We start from the raw sequence: 17,660 nt of genomic DNA on the forward strand, positions 1-17,660 counted from the left end.
GCCGTCTTGGCTTTCTTATGCGCGGTGTTCCACGACCACCTGCAGCCCCTCCAGCTCTTCTTCCAGAGATGCAATGAGGCGCTCCACCATCTCCCGGTAGTCGCCGGGAAGCTCCTCTACCCCACGCAGGGCGGTGTCGAGGCGTCGCGCCGCGCCGAGGGCCGCTTTCAGGGGGACCGACGGGTCGCTCACGGGCTCCTCGCGGGTCTTGGCCACTTCCTTGAACTGTTTTAGGACGGTGGGATGGCTCCGTTCCTGTTCCACCACGCTCTTGCGCAGATCCGCGTACTCCTCGTCGGAGAACCCCTTCTCCTCCCGGGCCTGGCGCAGGAGGTCGATGGAGCGGTAGTCGGGGAAGGGGCGGGGCTCTTCGCGGCGCGCCATGAGCTCCGGCTCGTTCTTCTCCATGAAGCGGTACGCGAGAGTCAGCTTCTGGGCCGTCTCCTTCTTGATCCTGATCTCCTTGGTGCAGTAATCCTCGAAGCTTCCGTAGCCCCATTCCTTGTAGAGGTCCCGTGAGCTGACGGCCAGGAGCCGGTCCCCCAGTTCCACCCATGATGACTTGAAGCGCTTGGCGGTCTCCAGGACCTGGAAGCGTTCCGACGTGGGGTCCAGCTCCCCCATGATGCGTTCGATGAAGCGCTCGCCCGATGATTTGGGGATGTCGGTCATGATCGGTTCTCCTTGTTCGGTTCTTTTTCGAGTGATACCACAGAACGCCTCCCGCACCAACGGCAGAATGAATCGGCGCCATGTTTTGCCTTGGCTGGGGATAACGGTTCGGGGTACAATTCACACGTTTGCTATCGATTTCTAGTGTAACGAGGGAGTTCCCATCCGATGAAAAAACTGAAGATCCTCATGGCCGCCTCCGAATGCGTTCCTTTTGCCAAGGAGGGGGGACTCGCCGATGTGGTGGGGGTGTTGCCGAAGCACCTGGCCCGCATGGGGCACGACGTGCGGGTGGTGATGCCCCGCTACAAGAGGGTGGATCGGGAACGCTATGGTCTGAAGCAGCTTCCCGGCGTACTCGTGGTCCCCATGGGGGTCATCGGTAACCAATACTGTGGCGTCTGGGAAGGCCGGATTCCGGGAAGTGATGTCCCGGTCTATTTCCTGGAGCACGAGGGATACTACGACCGCGACGGTCTCTACGAGGTGAACAACGAGGGATTCCTCGACAACGACAACCGCTTCGTCTTCCTCTCCAAGGCGGCCCTGGAGCTGCCGAAGATGATCGGTTTCGAGCCGGACCTCCTCCACGCCCACGACTGGCACACGGCGGCCATTCCGGTCCTCGTCAATACCACCTACGCCGCCGACCCCTACGTGGGGGGGAAGGCCACGGTCCTCAGCGTCCACAACATGCAGCACCAAGGGAACTTCTACGAGGGGCTCATGGATGTCCTCGGCATCGGCTGGGAGCACTTCACCTTCCTGGGGCTGGAAAACAACGGCGAGGCGAACCTCCTCAAGGGGGGGCTTTACCACGCCACGGTCCTCAATACCGTGAGCGAGGGGTATGCCCGGGAGATGCAGACCCCCGAATACGGCTGGGGGCTCGACGGGGTGGTGCGGGAGCGGGCGGCCGACCTCTACGGCATTCTGAACGGGGTCGACTACGAAGACTGGAACCCGGAGGTGGACCCCTATATCGCGGCCCGCTATTCGGCCGCCGACCTCTCGGGGAAGAAGCTCTGCAAGCGGGATCTCCAGCGGACCTTCGGCCTCCCGGAACGGGATGACGTTCCCCTCTTCGGCATGGTGTCGCGGCTCGTGAAGCAGAAGGGGGTAGACATCCTGGCCGAGGCGATCCATCGCATCCTCGCTCTCGATGTCCAATTTGTCATGCTCGGGGCCGGCGAGCCCTGGACCCACTTCTACTTCGGCGATATCAAGAACGCCTACCCCGACAAGTTCAATATCTTCGTGGGGTACAACAACCCCCTCTCCCACCAGATCGAGGCAGGGGCCGACTTTTTCCTCATGCCGAGCGCCTTCGAGCCGTGCGGCCTCAACCAGATGTATTCGCTCCGCTACGGCACCCTTCCCATTGTCCGGGCCACGGGGGGGCTCGATGACAGCGTGGAGAACTTCGACGAGAAGACCCTTGTCGGCACCGGCTTCAAGTTCTGGAGTCGCGACGCCGGGGCCCTCTTCGACACCGTCGGCTGGGCGGTCCACACCTGGTACCACCGCAAGGACGCCATGGAGCGGCTCATCGCCAATGCCATGGCCAAGCGCTTCACCTGGGAGGATGCGGCAGCCAGGTACGAGGATCTCTACGGTCGGGCCCTCCGCAAGCGCCTGGGCGAGAAGGAATTTGCCCGGCGGTACGGCAAGGGGTAATCCTGCAGCAGGTTGTAGGTGTTGAGTGCCACGACATCGTGGACAGAAAAATGTGCCAGCACATCGTAGACAAAGTTCTCTGACAATCGAATAGTCGCCACGGCATTCTGTGAACACCACATCAAACTCGGAGGTGTTCATGGAAGATAAAAACAAGCAGCTTCGGGTGTTGGCCGTTCAACGGTTCAGAAACGGCGAAACCCCGGAATCAATTTGCACATCACTCGGCAAGTCTCGTTCCTGGCTATACAAATGGGTTGCTCGCCAGAATGGAGATGACCCTGTATGGAGTGACGAGCGATCCCGATGCCCACAATCCATGCCGAACCGTACAACGGCAGAGATTGAAGAAATCGTCAAAATGGTTCGCCTCAATCTCTACAACAAGGGCTTGTTCTGTGGTGCACAGGCCATCCTGTGGGAGTTGGAGGACCTGGGTGTCAAGCCGTTGCCTTCTACCAGAACCATCAATCGGATTCTTGCAAGGAATGAACTGACACATCGGCGCACCGGCAAATACGAAGCCAAAGGGACGCTTTACCCAGTTCTGCCGTCAGCGTTGCCGAACCAGACGCACCAAGCTGATCTCGTTGGTCCATGCTATCTGACAGGGCCAATTCGCTTCTACAGCCTGAATGTTGTCGATACAGCAACCGTCAGGTGCGGGTTGCACTCATCTCGGTCCAAAGCTGGTCAGATGGTCATTGACGGTTTGTGGGAAGTCTGGAAACGACTAGGCATCCCAGAACGACTCCAGGTTGACAATGCCATGTCATTCTTCGGCAGCCCGACACATCCCCGCGGCATGGGACCACTGATTCGTCTTTGCCTGCATAACGATGTCGAACCATGGTTCATACCCATGGCTGAACCATGGAGAAACGGCATGATCGAAAAGTTCAACGACCGGTACCAACAACGGTTCCTCGGCAAAGTCATCATGACTTCAGAAGAGGAATTGAAAGTCGGCTCACTGACCTTTGAGCAGCGACACAACAGCAAGTATCGCTACAGCAAGCTAAAGGGGAGTACGCCGCTGAAAGCACTGGCCACCTCGCATGTGCAACTGAGGTTCCCGACTGAGGATGAACCTCCCAGGCATCGCCTGAAGAAGCCAGAAGTCGGAAAATATCATGCTGTCCGCCTTATCCGCAGTGACCTGAAGCTGAACATCTTCGGCGAATGCTTCTCGGTTCCACCGGAGACAGCGCTTGAATACGTGGTGGCGACTATCGATGTCAAAGAACAGAAACTGAAACTCTTCCTGGATAAAAATCAGGTCGAGGAATTCGATTACAAACTGCGGTGATTCAGATGAGTGTCCACGATGTCATGGCACAAAAAGTTGTCCACGATGTCGTGGCACTCAACATGTAGGGAATAGAAAACATGACGGGGGAGTGGGCGCGATGCCCGCTCCCCCGTTTTCGTGTGGGATCAAGTGTGCTTGCCGCGTTCCTCCTCGTGGCGGTCTTCCAGGTATTTGATGAACCGGATATGCCGGTTGATGAAGGTGAGGTTGTAGCGGCTCTCGTAGAGGAGCAGCGCGCTGGCGGCGAAGAGGAAGAGTCCTCCTGCCAGGGCCAGGGCCGTGGGAATCCAACTGGTGGCAAAGCTGCCGTAGGCCACGTTGAAGGCGATGGCGAGGCTCGCGGCAATGAAAAACGCGGTGGCCGTGTAGAGGGCCGACAGGGCCTTCTGCATGAGACCGGCCCGGACGTGCTGGATCTCCACCTGGGTGCGGATTACGGCGAGCCGCTCCTCGGCATGGGAGAGTTTCCCTGCCAGTACCGCCTCCAGCTCGCTCTTCAGGCTGTTCACCCGGTCGAAGATCCGCCCCAGCCGGTTGGAGGTGGAGAAGATGAGGGTGCCGGCGGCGGAGATGAGTACCGCCGGCGTGATCATGGAGGTGAGAATCTTGGTGCTGGCGAGGGCTTCGAGTAGTTCCTTGTCCTGAAGTGCCATGGCGGTCAGTCCCGGTACCGCTTCAGCAGATCTTGATAGGCGTCGATTCGCCGGTCCCGCAGGAACGGCCAGATGCGGCGCACCGCCTCGCTGCGGTCAAGATCAAGCTCGACAGAGAGGAGTTCCTCCCGGTCGTTGGAGGCCTGGGTGAGGATTTCACCCTGGGGGCCGGCCACGAAGCTGGAACCCCAGAAGAGGCTCCCCGGCAGCACGCCGGAAGGGTCGGGTTCGAGCCCCACACGGTTCACGCTCACCACCGGTATGCCGTTGGCCACGGCGTGCCCCCTCTGGATGGTAATCCAGGCCTCTTTCTGGCGTACCTTCTCCTCGTCCTCGTCCCTCGGGTCCCAGCCGATGGCCGTGGGGTAGATGAGGAGGTCGGCTCCGGCAAGGGCCATGAGGCGGGCCGCTTCGGGATACCACTGGTCCCAGCAGACGAGGACGCCGAGTTTTCCCACCGAGGTGCGTATGGGCTCAAAACCCAGGTCGCCGGGAGTGAAGTAGAACTTCTCGTAGTAGCCGGGATCGTCGGGGATGTGCATCTTACGGTATTTCCCGGCGATGGAGCCGTCTTTCTCGAAGACCACGGCGGTGTTGTGGTAAATCCCCGACGCCCGTTTCTCGAAGAGGGAAGAGACAAGCACCACGCCGAACTCCCTGGCAACGCCCCCCAGTAGTTCGGTGGTGGGGCCAGGGATCTCCTCGGCCAGGTCGAAGTGGCCGGTGTCCTCGTTCTGGCAGAAGTAGGGGCCGCAGTGGAGCTCCTGCAGCACCACGAGTTTAGCGCCCAGGGCGCTAGCCTTGCGGATGTTCTCGATGCTTTTAGCCAGATTCAGGTCTTTATCGCTGGTGCAGCTCTGCTGCACGAGGCCGACGGTAAGCTTTGACATTTTCATACCTCTCTGGTGACGTTTCGTGGTTCCGGTGCAAGGGTCCCCTTCGGCAGCTGCATGGTCACGCAGTGGAGCGAGCCATGTTGCAGGATGAGGGGGCGGCAATCAATGCCGATGATCTCCCGACCGGGGAATGCCTGGCCGATGGCCGCCAGGGCGGCATCGTCGCCTGGATCGCCGTAGGTGGGAACCAGGACGGCGCCGTTTATGACGAGGTAGTTGGCGTAGGTGGCCGGAAGCCGCTCACCATCCTCGTCGTGGCAGGGGCGTGGCCAGGGGAGTGGAATCAGGCGGTAGGGGCTTCCCTCACTCGTTCGCATCGCTTTCAACTCTTTCTCCATGAGGAAGAGGGCCGGATAATGCTCGTCGGCGGCGTCGTCGCACCGGACGTAGACGATAGTGTCGTCGGGGGCGAGCCGTGCCAGGGTATCGATGTGGGAGTCGGTGTCGTCGCCAGCCAGCCAGCCGTTTTCCAGCCAGAGGATACGATCTGCGCCGAACTGCTCCTTCAGACTGATCTCGATCTGCTCCTGCGACAGGTGGGGGTTGCGGTTGGGGTTCAGGAGGCACTCGGCGGTGGTTAGGATCGTCCCATTACCGTCGCTCTCGATGCTTCCGCCTTCCAGGATGAGGCCTACGGTTTCCAGCGCGGCATTTCCGAAAGCGCCGGTCCGGTGAAGACGGCCGGTAATGAGGTTGTCGCGGTCTGCGGCGAACTTCAACCCCCAGCCGTTGAATCCGAAGTCAAGGAGCACGGGATTGCCATCACGCTCCACGGTGAGCGGGCCGAAATCCCTTGCCCAGGTGTCATTTGTGGGAATTTCCACTATTCGCACCCGCTCCATCGATGCTCCTGCTGCGGAGAGAATGGCGGAAGTCCGTTCCCCTTCGGCAGCGACAAGGAGTACGGCTTCGAAGTGGGCGATTTCTTTGACTATCTGGGCAAAGACCAGTTCCACCATGGGAAGCCAGGGGAGCCAGTCGCTTTCCGCGTGGGGCCAGGCGAGGAGGACGCCGTCCTGCTCTTCCCATTCGGCCGGGAGGCGTGTGATCATGTTTCATTCCTTTGGGGCTGTTGCCGGTAAAGACAAGAAATACTATAAAAAGTGGGGTGAATATACAATGGATGATTTCATGTGCCCAATGGTTCATGGGGTTGTTCGCTGAGACATCTTGTATATTAGTAGAACCGGTGTTTTGCAATTTTTTTCCATTTAACGCTCAAGGTGCGGAGATCCTGTCCGATAAGGAACGGAGTGGAGAGGATTGAATGTGAGTTAAAGCTCTTCTCATCTCTACAATATCACTGCTGAAAGGGGTTCCTGTATGAGTTTCTGGAACAATCTCAAAGTAAAGGCGAAGCTGCTGATCATGGTGTGCGGAGTGTGCCTCTCGCTCATAGTGGTCGGGGGATTCGGTCTTGTCAATATGCGAGGCTTGTCCAAGCATATGGGGAATATCAGCTCCGGTATTGAGCATATTGCCCAAGTTTCTGAAATGAAAAGTGATTTCCTGCAGATGCGGCTCGCATTGGTGTATATGCTGGCACTGACGGATGCCGACAAGATTGAGCAGAAGGAAGGCGAGTTCAAGAAAAGCGCGGCCTCGATCAAAGAGTCCCTTGACCAGTTTCTGAAATCCGGCATAACCGATGCGGAGAAGGCTCAGATTGCGGAATTCAAGAATGGGTACGATGCCTATGTGGCGGGTGGGGCCAAACTCGCAGAGATGGCGCGTTCGGCCGCTGCATCCGGAGACGCCGCTTCCCGCGCCGAAGCCGTGGCGTTTGCAACCGGGAGTGTTGCCCCGCTTTACGACAATCCGGCAAAAATCATCGCTTCCCTTGTGGACGCCAATGTCAAGGATAGCAAAGCGATGTATGCGGAAGATATGGCGTCCTATCGGCGTGCCCTTGTGGAGATGTCGGTGGTCATGATTGTCTCCATTCTCCTGGCGCTTGCCGGTGGGGGGGCCATTGCCGCCTCCATCAGCCGCCCCCTCAATACGGTGCTCGCCATCTTGAGCCGGGTGGCATCCGGAGACCTTACCGCCCGCTCCGAAGTTGATACCGGCGATGAAATGGGAATTCTTTCCCGCCAAGTGAACACAACGGCGGAGAAAATGAACGAGATTATCGGACATGTTACCCAGAATGCTTCCCAGGTGACTGCTGCCGCAACGCAACTCCACGCCACTGCCATCCAGATGTCCACCGGTGCTGAGGAAGTTGCCCAGCAAGCCGCAACTGTGGCCACTGCCAGTGAGGAAATGGCCGCCACATCGGCGGAAATCGCCCAGAACTGCACCATGGCCGCCGAGAGCTCCCGCCACGCCAACGCGCGGGCGGAAACAGGTTCGTCGGTGGTGCAGGAGACCCTTACGGTCATGAACCGGATTGCCGACCGGGTCCGCTCATCGTCCCAGGCCGTGGGGAGCCTCGGAGCGCGGAGCGACCAGATCGGAGAAATCGTCGGCACCATCGAGGATATTGCCGACCAGACAAACCTGCTTGCCTTGAACGCCGCCATTGAAGCGGCTCGGGCCGGCGAGCAGGGCCGCGGTTTCGCCGTGGTCGCCGACGAGGTGCGGGCGCTGGCCGAGCGGACCACCAAAGCCACCAAGGAAATCGCCCAGATGATCAAGGCCATCCAGGGAGAAACCAAAGGGGCGGTAACATCCATGGAGGAAGGGGTGAAGGAGGTGGAGAAGGGGACCACCGACGCTTCCTTGTCAGGTGAGGCACTCCAGGCGATCCTCGAGCAGATCGGCGGCGTTACCATGCAGGTGAGCCAGATTGCCACGGCCAGCGAACAGCAGACCGCCACCACTTGCGAAATCAGCGAGAATATCCGGCAGATTACCGATGTTGTCGGGCACACTGCCCGGGGAGCAGAGGAGTCGGCCCAGGCCGCGGAGCAGCTTGCCAGGCTGGCCGAGGACCTCCAGGTTCTGGTGGGGCAGTTCACGTTGGCTGCCTGAAGACCCGTTGTTCCGGCCTGAGGGAGCTGCCCCGTCGTCGGCACAGTGTTAAGGCCCTATCAAGAAAAGCCCGCGAATCATCTCGCGGGCTTTTCTTTGACTGGACAAGGGCGGTAAATCAGAGAGTGAAGTAGAAAGTGGCCCCTTTTCCCTTCTCTCCTTCCGCCCAGATCCGTCCGTTGTGGCGCTGGACAATTCGGGCCACCGTGGCAAGGCCGATCCCTTCCCCCTTGAAGGATGCTTCCGTGTTGAGGCGCTGGAAGGGCAAGAAGAGGCGGTGGGCGTCGGCCATGTTGAAACCGACGCCGTTGTCGCGCACGAAAAATACCGGTTTGCCGTCCTGCAGAATCGTACCGAATTCGATGTGGGCCGCTTCCTGTGTGCCGGTGTACTTCCAGGCGTTGCCGAAGAGATTGTCGAGGATGATTTTCATCAGCCGTGGGTCGCCGTGGGTTGTCAGGTTGCCGGCAATGGCGAATGACACCTGCCGTTGGGGATGCCGTGCCTGAAGCTCCCCGGCCACCTCCTTCGCCAATGCGCTCAGGTCGACCGTCTCGGGGGAGATCTCGCCCCGGGAGATGTGGGCGAATCTGAGCAGCGTGTCGATGAGCCGGTTCATGCGGAGCGTCTCCCGGTGGATGATATCGACGAGTCTCCCGCATTGCGGGTCCAACTCCTGGCCGAACAGCTCCTGAATGACCTGGGCGGCGCCGTTGATGTTGGTGAGGGGGCTCCTCAGGTCGTGGGACACCGTGTAGCTGAAGGCCTCCAACTCTTTGTTGGCAGCTTCCAGTTCCTGGTTGACCGCTTCCAGCTGTTCCACCGTCACTTCCAGTTCGCCGTTGGTGTCCTCCAGCATTTGGGCCCGTTGTGTCAATTCGGCGTTGAGGAGTTTCACCTCGCGTTCGGCCCGCCTCCGTGCGGTAACGTCCCGCACGATCCCCAGGAGGCACTTTCTGTTGTCAAGCTCGATCCCCACCGCCGAATAGAGTCCTTCGATGGTTCCTCCTTGTTTTTTGCGGAGGGTGACGTCCCGATTGAGTACCTTCTCCCCCCTCTCCAAGGTCCCCATGATCTCGTCCCGTTGTTCCTGATCGACCCAGATGCCCATTTCCCGGGAAGCGCGGCCAAGCACCTCCTCGCGCCGCCACCCCAGCGTATTCTCGAAGGCCTCGTTCACCTCCAGGTACCTCCCCTCGGCAAGAGAGGTAATAACCATGATGGTCGGGGCGGTATGGAACGCCTTGGCGAATTTTTCCTCGCTCTCCTTCAACTCCCGGAACAGGAGGTCATAGGGGCGCGTCAGGCTGGTCTCCACCGTCCCCTTGTAGATCAGGAAAACCGCCGCAACCTTGAGGAGATGTCCCACCAGGTTGCTGAGGCCATAGACGTCCTCGTAAATGGTGAAGGCCAGTTCGGCCATGGCCATGAGCACGATGGCGGCGGAGAGAATGTTCACGATGCGCCGGTCAAAGAACTCCCGCTTCCTTCTCAGGAAGGCAAGGGCGGCCAGAAATATTACCGAAATGAAGTACTCGCTCCCGATCTTGAAGGGGGTGAGCCCGGTTCCTTCCGCAAAGCACGGGGGGAAGATTCCTCCGAAAATTGCGGCAATCAAGGTCGCCGTCACAGCCAGATAGGCTGCCAGCGTGGCCCCGGGACGAAATGTGCGTCCGATGAAAAGAGGGGCCATGAAAAGCGAGATGCTTTGGATGTAGCGGGCAGCGATCCAGAGCTGGGTGGGAAGGTTGGGGCCATTGCCGGGGAATACCCCCATCCCCTTGTATGCCATCGCGTGGAGGAGGTCGACCCCTCCCACGCAGATATGGGCTATGCCGATGAACAGGAGATAGGGGCTGGTGGGGAAACGGCGGGCATTCCAGGCGATGACGAAAATTCCCCCCGACACCAGCACCGAGAACATCTCAGTCACCGTGTGGAAGAGGAGATAGTTGCCGCGACTCGCGATCCAGAGTCCGGCGAGGATTGCCGCCGCCATTGCGGCACTGGGCCACGGGACGGTTGTCTTCTCGGTCATAAGATGGATTCCGTCGTTGTTTATTGAAACGGTGGCGTCGCTGTTCGGAAAGAAACCGCTAATCCGGCTAGAGTATACAGATATGCCGCTGTCGGGCGCAACAGGGATTTTTTCACGCCGGGCCGGTGAAATGGTTATCGGTTGTTGCGTCGCCGCACGCCGGCAGGTATCCTTGAGCGAGTTCACCGGAGGTCTTCCCATGCCCTATCCCGACACGGCCAATCTCCCCTTTAACGCGACGGTCATCGCTGACGGTTTCACTCCCGAACCTCCCGATTCGGGGGGAGGTGCCGGGCCGGGCGTCTGGGCCGTTCTCCGCGGAAACTCACTTGTGGTGGAAGAGCGGAGGGGAACCCTCGCGCTTCCCGAGGGTGAGCGGCCGCAATGGCTTTCCGCCGGGCGGGAGACAATCACTATCGGCCGCTGGCACGGTCGTCCCCTCAGGGTCGCCCGGATGTCGGCGCAGGACCCGCTTCCCTCCCCGTTCGTGGCCGAACCCTTCAACGCAACGGGTGAGCGTCTTGATGACGCGACTCTCACCATCGGCGGCATGGCCCAGCAGATCCTCCATTGGGAACGCGACAGCCGCTTCTGCGCCCGCTGCGGCGCTCCCCAGGAGCGCTTGCCGGGCACCTGGGGCAAGCGCTGCCCTCCATGCGGCGTCGAGCATTTTCCCCACATCCACCCCTGCGCCATCGTCCTCGTGAAGCGGGGGGACGAGTTCCTCCTCACACGCAAGCCCGACTGGGCTCCGGGGCGCTACGGGCTCGTGGCGGGATTTCTCGATTTCGGCGAATCCCTGGAGGAGTGCGCCCGTCGCGAGGTGCGGGAGGAAACCGGGCTGGAGATCGGCGCCATCCGCTACGTGGGGAGCCAGTGCTGGCCCTTTCCGAGCCAGCTCATGGCGGGGTTCGTGGCCGAGTACGCCGGGGGCGAGATATGCGTCGACCATGCCGAGTTGGAGGATGCCCGCTGGTTCAGCCCTGACGCCATGCCGGAGTCGATCCCCCCCCGGCGGAGCATCGCCCGGTGGATCATCGATCGCTTCGCGATCGGGGACCGGGGACCGGGGACCAGGGGCCGGGAAAACCCATAATACCATTCAGATTAAGGAGGATTGCCGTGTCATTTTTTTCAGTTCTCTGCCGTTTGGCCGTCGCCCTCTGGGTGGGAGGCGCCGCCCTGTTCACCTTCGTGCTCACCCCCACCATCTTCAGAACCGAAACCCGCGACGTGGCGGGACGCATCGTCGGCTACCTCTTCCCCGGCTACTTCCGCTGGGGGCTGGCCTGTGGCGCCGTGGCCCTCCTGGCGCTTCTGCTCGCGCGGGGAAAGAACTGGATGCCGGCGGCGGTCCTCCTGGTCGTGATGTTGGCAGTCACCGCGTTCCAGGCCTTCCATGTGGAGCCGAAGGCCGCTCTTATCAAACAGCAGATTCCTTCCTTCGAAACCACCCCCAAGGATCACCCCATGCGCCGGGAGTTCTCCAAACTCCACGGCATCTCCGCCGTCTGTAATCTATCGGTCATCGCCGGCGGCGTGGTGCTTATAATCTTGTTGTAACAAATTTTCAGGATATTCCTTTTTTATGCACAGCCCCCCTGGTATCTGCCGGGCGGGGCTTTTTGTTTGTTCGTTGATAACGAATGGTGTCTCTTGTGGCGCCGATTTTGCAAAATAGCGCTACGTGGTGTTTTTGATTGATAATTTCGTTGAATGATTTGCGTTGTTGAGACCTTTGTTTTTCTAAGCTGTTATGAACTTGCGCCAAAAAAGTCACTATGTATGGCCATTGCCGGACACCGCCAGAAATCGAGAAACCATGGAAAAAAGGGGACACAATGATGAACGGGAAATGGTTGGTGATGATCGGCATGGTTGCCATGACCTGCGCTCTTCTCGCAGGGTGTGGTGGTGGCGGTAGCGGCAGTGGGGGAGGGGGCGGCGGAGGAGGCGGCGGCGTAACAACCGGAACAGTTACCGGGACGGCCAAGTAGGGAACAGGAAAGGATAAGGTACATGAAAAAGAAACTGCTCTCTTTTGCATCTGCCGCCGCCCTTCTGTCGACCGCTGTTGCCCCGGCGGCCTTTGCGGCAACAGCGCCATTAGCGGACGGCACCTATACGATCACGGTCAGCAAGTTCAATTCCAATGGTACGCTCTCAACGGTGTCGTCGAATTCTGCCGTTGCGACGGGGGGAAAGCTCGATTTCACCCTCCCGTCCATGCCGACCAGGAACGATGCCAATTTTCTCTTCTTCGAGTTGAAAGGTGTCAACGGAACGGTTGTGCGGCAGGGATTCGCTCCGGCACCGCCGGCGAGTGCCACCAACAAGCTCGGCATAAACGAGATGTCCGACAAGCAGGCGCAGGTAGTGAAGCAAGCGGCAGCCCTGGCAGGGAGCGATGATCCGATCCTGATGTCATACCTTCTGGTCATGCTCCGCTCTCCCGATATCAATGATGATGATATCTCCATGATTGCCCAGATGGGTAAGGCGGGAATTTTGGGTAGCGGTGGTTTTGAAGGTTTTTTGACATCCCCGTCAGGTGGAAACACAACCACCAATCAGTTGAAATCTCTCAAGGATTGCCTCATCTACAACAGCGATGGGACCCAAAAAACCCTCCGGAGCTTCACGGAAGGGTACTATGACGCTGTCAACATGATGACAGCGGACGAGCAGAAGGAAATGCAGAGGGCCGGGGGGCTGATGGGTGAAATATTCATCGATGCCGCCACCTGTGCCGGGATCAAGCCCGACCTGGTTCTTGCCGCCCACAATGCCGCAGGTGTGGCCGTTTATGACGACGAGAGCATGGCAGCCCTAACGGCCCATAATCCCAGCTTTGCCAGCGCCATGGAAAGTGCCATGACCACCTTCCACATGAGGATTTCCGCATCGAACCTTGCCGGCGAATATTCCAAGGCGCTGACTGCCCTTGGTGCCTCCGGCAGCCAGGTAACCGATTTCCTCAATGCCAGCCGGAGCCTCATGACAAGCTTCGAGAGCCTTGACGCCCAGTATGCCGGGTTCTACGCGGATCCGGAGAGCTACGCGGCATCCAAGGGAACGACAGTGGACATTGTCCAGACAGAACTCCAGGATGCCTTCCAGGCAGCATTCACTACTTTCCAGGGGGCCATTGCTTCCAAGGCTACCGATATCAGTGCAATGAAAACGGGTGTCCTGACGATGCTGCCGCCAGGGTCGACGTTACCCAATACCTTCGGGACCTATACGATGTTTGCCGCCCCGGACCAGGCGACGTGTAAAGCCGCCGGCGGCACGTGGGGAGGGGATTGTGTCGCCAACTGGCCCATTCCCCAGACGGTCATGGTGACGTGGCTGGCAGGCATTCTTGGCAATGGCGGCGACTTTGCCTATACGCGGGACACGACGCCGCTTCAGTCTTTCGCCGAGGGGTTCTGGGACGGCGAGTGCACCATAGCCGCGCCGGATCAGGCCGCCTGCACCATGAATGGCGGCATGTGGACCCAGGCCAGCACCTGCGTAGTTATGACGCAGAAGGGGATGTGCGAGGGGGTAGGCACCTGGAGCGCCCGGCACACGTTCTCATCGGGCAACGCCGCATTCAATGCCTTCCAGGGGATCCAGGAAGATATCGCGATTCTGGAGATGAAGCGGCAGGCGGAACGGGAGACAATAGCAGCGAGCGAGAAAGAAGAACAATATAACGAAATGCAGGCCAAAAAGAACTTTGTCGATGGCTTGGCAACGCTCGCAGGCAAAATAACCGGCAGGACCAACGCCACAACCCCTCTCACCGAGGCGCTGAAGCAGGCGATCATCGCCCTGATGCGGCAACCGAACATGTAGGCAACCGGCGGGTGCGGGCGGCATGATCCGCCCGCGCTTCTTTACCATGGACACGATTCAGCGTTTCATTATAGCTTCTCTGGCGCTCCACGGGGTGATTCTCGCCGCCGTTTCCTCGTATGATTCCATGACAGCCAGGCGCCACAGGGTTCAGACCGCCAACTGGGTTGTGGACGTTATTACGGACATACGCAGCGAGCAGGCGGGGCCCGATAACAGCGCGGCAGTTCAGGACCAGGAAGTTCTGCCATCCCAGGATGAACCGCAGTCGCAGCCGCCCCCTGAATCTGCTGCCCCTGCGGAACTCCCCCCTGACGCCCCCCCCGCGCCTGTCCCTCCCGCCAGCCAGGCCGATCCATCAGTCGGCTCAACTGGAACCGGCGGGCAGGCGAGCGCCCCTGTCAATACCGTTGCCCTGACCGGCGCCTTTCTCAGCCAAGGGTTTCGCAACACCATGAATGCCCAGGCCATAGTCGCGCAGCTGGGGAACTACCGGAGGGTTTCGGGTCTGGCTCTCAAGGGGATGGTCTCGCAGGCCCTTCCCGCCGAAGAGCGTCAGCGGCCGGACGAGGTTCGGGGTACCGTTCTGGTAACCTTCCAGGACGGCGCTGTCGCCTCCCTTTCGGTGGAGTCGGAGGACGAGCAGTTCCGCTCCCTCCTCCGTGACCGGATCGACTGGAGCCTCCTCCCGGCGCCGCGCCAGTTTTCCCTCCCCATTTCCCGTGTCGCCTGTACGGTCAGCGTCTCCAACGGCAAAATCAGGGTCGGGGTCGGTCCGATCTGATTTTTCCTTATCACCTCATGGACTCCACGGCCGACACTCTCGGCCTCCCGGTGTCGCGCCCCCTTGCCCTTGCCAACAAGCGCCCCAAGGATCACCTCATGCGCCGGGAGTTTTCCATGATCCGCCGCATGCAACCTGTCGGTCATCGTTGGCGGGGTGGCGTTGGTTATTCTACGGCAGCGATCTCTATCCGCTCCGTTTATTTTACGGCCCATCCGGCATCCGCTGGGGGGCCTTTTGTTTTGAATGCACAGGGTCAGTGCAGTCTGGCGCTATTCATTAAGCAGTGAACGGTGTTTTGTTTTTTGTGCGGCTTGATAACGTTTGGTAACTCCTGATTGCGGTTGGTTATTTCGTTTCTGGTTTTGTACGGCGACAAGTGCGTTAACTGGAGCTGTTGTGTGTGTTTGTAACAATTTTTTTCTAAAGTTTTGCCAATATATGCCGAATCAAAATCTACAGTCATCAACTTGGAACGAAGACAACAGTTGCAGTTCAATAGCGAAAGAGGAGGTACGGAACGATGAACAAGAAATGGTTGGTTATGATCAGCATGGTTGTCATGGCCTGCGCTCTTATAGCCGGGTGTGGTGGCAGTAGTGGCGGCTCGGGCGGCGGAACGACGGGAACGATTTCAGGGACTGCCAAGTAACGTCGCGCACAAGGAGGGAAAAAACAGTGAAAAGAAATCTCATGACGTCCATTGGTGCCGCCGCCCTTGCTACTGCCCTGGTCGGGCCAGCCTCGGCCGCGCCAGCCGACCCGTTGGCAGCCAACACTCAGTATGCCGTTTTGGTCAAAAAGATGAACAGCGACGGCTCTACGACGCTGGTTGATTCGGCTAACGCCACCACCGATGCCGATGGCAAACTCACCTTCAACTTCACCACAATGCCCACCAGGCCCGATACCAATTTCATTGTCTTCGAGGTGAAGGATACCAACAGTACCGTCCGGCAGGGAATCGCGCCGGCTCCCCCGGAAAACGACCCTAACCTTCTTGGCATCAACAACCTCTCCACAGTCCAGACGAAGGCGCTCCTGGCCGCGGCTGCCGAAGCCGGCAGTGACGACCCGATCATGATGGCCTATGCCCTGACGCTGCTCCGTTCTCCCAATGCGACGGCGGATGACACCACCATCATTGGCAAGCTGGGCAAGGGGGCAATCATTGGGGGATTCGAGGCGTTCCTCACGGACCCGGCCAAGGGGAACGTGAGCACCGAGGGATTGGCGAAGCTCAAAGAGTGCCTGGTATACAACGAAACCGAGGGGGCCAAAACTCTCCGTGACTTCACCGAAAGCTTTTACAATGCCAACGCGGCGTCCAGCGATGCCGCTGCCGACCAAGAGATGCAGAAGGCCGGCGGGTTCATGGCCGAGATGTTCATGGATGCGGCCAAATGCGCCAATATCGACCTGGGGCTCATCAATGCGGCCCACAATGCGGCGGGAGACGCCGCCGAGGCGATTGAGGATCCTCCCGGCACTCCCATCATGACCGGCCTGAGTTCGGCGGTTCAAATTGCCATTGAGCAGGCCATGTCCACCTTCCACAAGAGGATTGCCATCGTCAAGGTGTCCGGCGAGTATAGCAAGGCCCTCGCCGCCCTGAATGCTTCCGGTGCCGAAAGAGACAGGTTCCTTGCCGCCGTTAATGACGTGGCAACGGCCATGGGAGCGGTGGAATCACAATATGCCGGCTTCTATGTGGACCCTCAGGCCTATGCGGATGCCAATTACCCCGGGGCGGGAGATGCAAATGCGCGTATTGCCGCGGCGCAGGCGGACATAGACGCCGCATACCAGACTGTCTGGAACAATTTCATGACGGCCATGGCTTCCACCGATGATGACATAACCGCCATGAAGGCGAAGGTGGTTGCCGGCTTCGGTTTTTCACCGGGCCAGTTGCCGTCTGATTTCGGGAAATTCATGAACTCGGAAAGTCAGAGCATCAACTGGCCCATTCCCCAGACGGTCATGGTTTCATGGCTGGGAGACCTGATGGGGGGGGGTGGGACGTTCAGCTACCTGAACAACCGGGACGATACCCCCATTCCCAACTGGGTAACGTGGATGGGAAGTTGCACCAAGGCCGCTGATCTGGCTACGGCGTGTGCGAGTTTTGGCATGACTTGGGGCGGAAACAACTGCGTGACGCCCATACCTGACCAGCTAACCTGCGAACAACGCTCTAATCTTTTTTGGTCGGGAAGCAGTTGCCTGGTGAGCACCGACGCGCTAGGGGCGAGTGCCTGCCAGGGCGGATCGTACTACGACGCAGCCAGTGGCAAATGCGTCGTGATGGGACAAATGCAGGACACGTGTGGTATCGCTGGAGGGACCTGGACCACCGCTCGCACCGACTACTCGTCAATGCCGGCCCAGATGGGTGCATTCCGCGATCTGCTCGCCTTGCAGGAAGACATCAATATCATTGATTTTGAACGGATGAGCATCTGGCAGGGGGCGGGGGCAAACCCGACCGGAGCGGAAGAAGCTGCCGCAAAGCTTGCATTCGAGCAAAACCTGGCCTCCATCAAGAATAACATTGCCGCCACCACCAACGGCACCACGTCCATAACCGCCGAGCAGAAGGCAGCCATCGTCAAGCTGATCATGCAGCCCAGTATGGACTGAAAGAGCGCGGGGGACGGCTACCACCGTCCCCCGCAAAATATATTTTCGTCTCAGTGCCAGCGTCTCCAACGGCAATATCCGGGTCGGGGTCGGCCCGAGCTGATTTCTTGCCTCACCGCCTCAGGGGAAATTTGTCCGCCGCTCTCCTCTCCGCGTCTGCTATACT

15 protein-coding genes are annotated in these 17,660 nt (G+C 59.4%); 9 read left to right on the forward strand and 6 right to left on the reverse strand.

All coding sequences use genetic code 11. The features are described from left to right. Nucleotides 1-15 precede the first annotated feature (15 nt). Nucleotides 16-672: a hypothetical protein gene (locus GMET_RS03545; protein WP_004514098.1), complete on the reverse strand. Its 657-nt coding sequence runs from the start codon at nucleotides 670-672 to the stop codon at nucleotides 16-18. 168 nt (nucleotides 673-840) lie between these two features. Between GMET_RS03545 and GMET_RS03550 the strand changes: the two genes are divergently transcribed. Continuing rightward, entirely contained in the window at nucleotides 841-2,349 is a 1,509-nt protein-coding gene (locus GMET_RS03550) for a glycogen synthase (protein ID WP_004514099.1), read from the forward strand. 139 nt (nucleotides 2,350-2,488) lie between these two features. Beyond that, the gene (locus GMET_RS03555; RefSeq protein ID WP_011365616.1) at nucleotides 2,489-3,658 is read left to right on the forward strand and encodes an IS481-like element ISGme9 family transposase; all 1,170 of its coding nucleotides are present in this window, start codon (nucleotides 2,489-2,491) and stop codon (nucleotides 3,656-3,658) included. Nucleotides 3,659-3,786: 128 nt separating this feature from the next. Here the strand turns inward: GMET_RS03555 and GMET_RS03560 are convergent, their stop codons facing one another. From GMET_RS03560 to GMET_RS03570, 3 genes are read right to left on the reverse strand one after another with little or no spacing between them, the layout of a single operon-like run. Then, complete coding sequence (locus GMET_RS03560; protein WP_004514614.1) at nucleotides 3,787-4,314, reverse strand: DUF2721 domain-containing protein; 528 nt, start codon at nucleotides 4,312-4,314, stop codon at nucleotides 3,787-3,789. A 5-nt stretch (nucleotides 4,315-4,319) separates the two neighbouring features. Next, nucleotides 4,320-5,204, reverse strand: coding sequence for a carbon-nitrogen hydrolase (locus tag GMET_RS03565; RefSeq protein ID WP_004514615.1), 885 nt, complete (start codon nucleotides 5,202-5,204; stop codon nucleotides 4,320-4,322). A 2-nt stretch (nucleotides 5,205-5,206) separates the two neighbouring features. Then, nucleotides 5,207-6,262 carry an agmatine deiminase family protein gene (locus GMET_RS03570; protein WP_004514616.1) on the reverse strand — a complete coding sequence of 352 codons (1,056 nt, stop codon included), beginning with the start codon at nucleotides 6,260-6,262 and terminating at the stop codon, nucleotides 5,207-5,209. 271 nt (nucleotides 6,263-6,533) lie between these two features. Between GMET_RS03570 and GMET_RS03575 the strand changes: the two genes are divergently transcribed. After that, on the forward strand, nucleotides 6,534-8,186 hold the full coding sequence (locus GMET_RS03575; protein ID WP_004514617.1) for a methyl-accepting chemotaxis protein: 1,653 nt from the start codon (nucleotides 6,534-6,536) through the stop codon (nucleotides 8,184-8,186). A gap of 118 nt (nucleotides 8,187-8,304) precedes the next feature. On the opposite strand, the gene GMET_RS03580 is transcribed toward GMET_RS03575, so the two are convergent. After that, nucleotides 8,305-10,224 (reverse strand): MASE3 domain-containing protein, encoded by a 1,920-nt coding sequence (locus GMET_RS03580; RefSeq protein WP_004514618.1) that lies wholly within the window; start codon nucleotides 10,222-10,224, stop codon nucleotides 8,305-8,307. A gap of 199 nt (nucleotides 10,225-10,423) precedes the next feature. Between GMET_RS03580 and nudC the strand changes: the two genes are divergently transcribed. Then, entirely contained in the window at nucleotides 10,424-11,320 is an 897-nt protein-coding gene (nudC, locus tag GMET_RS03585; RefSeq protein ID WP_004514619.1) for an NAD(+) diphosphatase, read from the forward strand. Nucleotides 11,321-11,346: 26 nt separating this feature from the next. Then, a complete protein-coding gene (locus GMET_RS03590) occupies nucleotides 11,347-11,787 on the forward strand; it encodes a DUF4149 domain-containing protein (protein ID WP_004514620.1) in 441 nt (146 codons plus the stop codon). 7 nt (nucleotides 11,788-11,794) lie between these two features. Here the strand turns inward: GMET_RS03590 and GMET_RS18725 are convergent, their stop codons facing one another. Next, nucleotides 11,795-12,100 (reverse strand): hypothetical protein, encoded by a 306-nt coding sequence (locus GMET_RS18725; protein WP_187148489.1) that lies wholly within the window; start codon nucleotides 12,098-12,100, stop codon nucleotides 11,795-11,797. On the opposite strand from GMET_RS18725, the gene GMET_RS19145 reads away from it, so the two are divergent. The 4 genes from GMET_RS19145 (at nucleotide 12,090) to GMET_RS03605 (ending at nucleotide 17,494) form a co-directional block, all read left to right on the forward strand. After that, on the forward strand, nucleotides 12,090-12,221 hold the full coding sequence (locus tag GMET_RS19145; RefSeq protein WP_261974687.1) for a hypothetical protein: 132 nt from the start codon (nucleotides 12,090-12,092) through the stop codon (nucleotides 12,219-12,221). The two genes, GMET_RS18725 and GMET_RS19145, sit on opposite strands and share 11 nt — an antisense overlap. 22 nt (nucleotides 12,222-12,243) lie before the next feature. Then, complete coding sequence (locus GMET_RS03595; RefSeq protein ID WP_004514621.1) at nucleotides 12,244-14,067, forward strand: hypothetical protein; 1,824 nt, start codon at nucleotides 12,244-12,246, stop codon at nucleotides 14,065-14,067. A gap of 22 nt (nucleotides 14,068-14,089) precedes the next feature. Next, nucleotides 14,090-14,851, forward strand: coding sequence for a hypothetical protein (locus GMET_RS03600; protein WP_004514622.1), 762 nt, complete (start codon nucleotides 14,090-14,092; stop codon nucleotides 14,849-14,851). Nucleotides 14,852-15,529: 678 nt separating this feature from the next. Continuing rightward, nucleotides 15,530-17,494, forward strand: a complete 1,965-nt coding sequence (locus GMET_RS03605) for a hypothetical protein (RefSeq protein ID WP_004514624.1) — start codon at nucleotides 15,530-15,532, stop codon at nucleotides 17,492-17,494. The last annotated feature ends 166 nt before the right edge of the window (nucleotides 17,495-17,660 follow it).

Origin of the sequence: Geobacter metallireducens GS-15 (genome assembly GCF_000012925.1) — a bacterium.
GTDB lineage: Bacteria > Desulfobacterota > Desulfuromonadia > Geobacterales > Geobacteraceae > Geobacter > Geobacter metallireducens.

What these genes read in the sequence shown, in the direction of transcription:
- GMET_RS18725 (WP_187148489.1), bottom strand. Translation starts at nt 12,100, where the DNA reads ATGCCGATCATCACCAACCATTTCCCGTTCATCATTGTGTCCCCTTTT.
- GMET_RS19145 (WP_261974687.1), top strand. Translation starts at nt 12,090, where the DNA reads ATGATCGGCATGGTTGCCATGACCTGCGCTCTTCTCGCAGGGTGTGGT.
- GMET_RS03565 (WP_004514615.1), bottom strand. Translation starts at nt 5,204, where the DNA reads ATGTCAAAGCTTACCGTCGGCCTCGTGCAGCAGAGCTGCACCAGCGAT.
- GMET_RS03595 (WP_004514621.1), top strand. Translation starts at nt 12,244, where the DNA reads ATGAAAAAGAAACTGCTCTCTTTTGCATCTGCCGCCGCCCTTCTGTCG.
- GMET_RS03600 (WP_004514622.1), top strand. Translation starts at nt 14,090, where the DNA reads ATGATCCGCCCGCGCTTCTTTACCATGGACACGATTCAGCGTTTCATT.
- GMET_RS03575 (WP_004514617.1), top strand. Translation starts at nt 6,534, where the DNA reads ATGAGTTTCTGGAACAATCTCAAAGTAAAGGCGAAGCTGCTGATCATG.
- GMET_RS03570 (WP_004514616.1), bottom strand. Translation starts at nt 6,262, where the DNA reads ATGATCACACGCCTCCCGGCCGAATGGGAAGAGCAGGACGGCGTCCTC.
- nudC (WP_004514619.1), top strand. Translation starts at nt 10,424, where the DNA reads ATGCCCTATCCCGACACGGCCAATCTCCCCTTTAACGCGACGGTCATC.
- GMET_RS03580 (WP_004514618.1), bottom strand. Translation starts at nt 10,224, where the DNA reads ATGACCGAGAAGACAACCGTCCCGTGGCCCAGTGCCGCAATGGCGGCG.
- GMET_RS03550 (WP_004514099.1), top strand. Translation starts at nt 841, where the DNA reads ATGAAAAAACTGAAGATCCTCATGGCCGCCTCCGAATGCGTTCCTTTT.
- GMET_RS03545 (WP_004514098.1), bottom strand. Translation starts at nt 672, where the DNA reads ATGACCGACATCCCCAAATCATCGGGCGAGCGCTTCATCGAACGCATC.
- GMET_RS03555 (WP_011365616.1), top strand. Translation starts at nt 2,489, where the DNA reads ATGGAAGATAAAAACAAGCAGCTTCGGGTGTTGGCCGTTCAACGGTTC.
- GMET_RS03560 (WP_004514614.1), bottom strand. Translation starts at nt 4,314, where the DNA reads ATGGCACTTCAGGACAAGGAACTACTCGAAGCCCTCGCCAGCACCAAG.